At 57.4% G+C, this 817-nt stretch carries 2 protein-coding genes and 1 pseudogene; all 3 read left to right on the forward strand.

Annotation, left to right across the window (positions count from 1 at the left end; translation table 11 throughout):
* Positions 1–119 precede the first annotated feature (119 nt).
* Complete coding sequence (locus tag D6877_RS18270) at positions 120–335, forward strand: Flp family type IVb pilin (RefSeq protein ID WP_130911677.1); 216 nt, start codon at positions 120–122, stop codon at positions 333–335.
* Positions 336–447: 112 nt separating this feature from the next.
* Positions 448–660, forward strand: coding sequence for a Flp family type IVb pilin (locus D6877_RS18275; RefSeq protein WP_130911678.1), 213 nt, complete (start codon positions 448–450; stop codon positions 658–660).
* 71 nt (positions 661–731) lie between these two features.
* A pseudogene (locus tag D6877_RS29995) lies at positions 732–817 on the forward strand (response regulator); the annotation flags it as partial.

The raw sequence follows: 817 nt of genomic DNA on the forward strand, positions 1-817 counted from the left end.
TTTGTGATTAATGCGTTCTTACAGTTGTTGGGTGGGGGTTTGTTGACAATGCTCAAGTGGCCCGGTGGAACCTTGCCGCGGTGGTGATGTCGGCGCCAGAGGCGCGAAGGAGTGGAGCTATGTTTGGTGTAACTTTCGATTATCTGCTCGCCAGGGCTCGCGCGTTTGCCCGCAGCGAAGAGGGTGCTTCAGCGATTGAGTATGCGATTGTGGTGGCGATGGTGGCAGTTGTTGTCGTCGTGTTCGTGACGCCGATCGGCGCGAAGGTACTCGCGATATTCAACTCGGTACTGACCTCGCTGGGCGGTACAGCGCAAGTGCGTCCGACCACTTGATGGCTATCTCTTCTTCCTGTTCGGTGTCTGTGCGTAAGTGACAGGTGCGCCCAGGCATTGACAGGACCTCCGTTTGCCAGCGTCCGACCATGTCGGCGCGAGGAGAATGTCCATGCTGCTTGATTATTTGCTGACGCGGGTTCGAGCATTTCTGGCTAGCAGTGACGGTGCCTCTGCCATCGAATATGCGATTGTCGTGGCGATGGTTGCCGTGGTGGTTGTGGTGTTTGTGACACCGGTTGGCGCGAAGGTACTGGCGATTTTCAACAGTATCCTGGCGTCGCTCGGTGGCACCGCGCAGACGGCTCCGGTGCAGACGCCCTGATTGAAGTGCCGGTCGCGTCTGGCCAACGGCGCGCTACACTGAGATTTACTTTCAGTATTTCGGGGCTGCCCATGAATTCTCCCTCGCTGCCGCGCCAACAGTTGCTTCTGGTTGATGATGAAGAAGACGCGTTGCTGGAGTTGGCGGAGTTGCTGGA

It is taken from the genome of Pseudomonas sp. Sample_9 (genome assembly GCF_004307535.1).
Taxonomy (GTDB): Bacteria; Pseudomonadota; Gammaproteobacteria; order Pseudomonadales; family Pseudomonadaceae; genus Aquipseudomonas; species Aquipseudomonas mercuritolerans.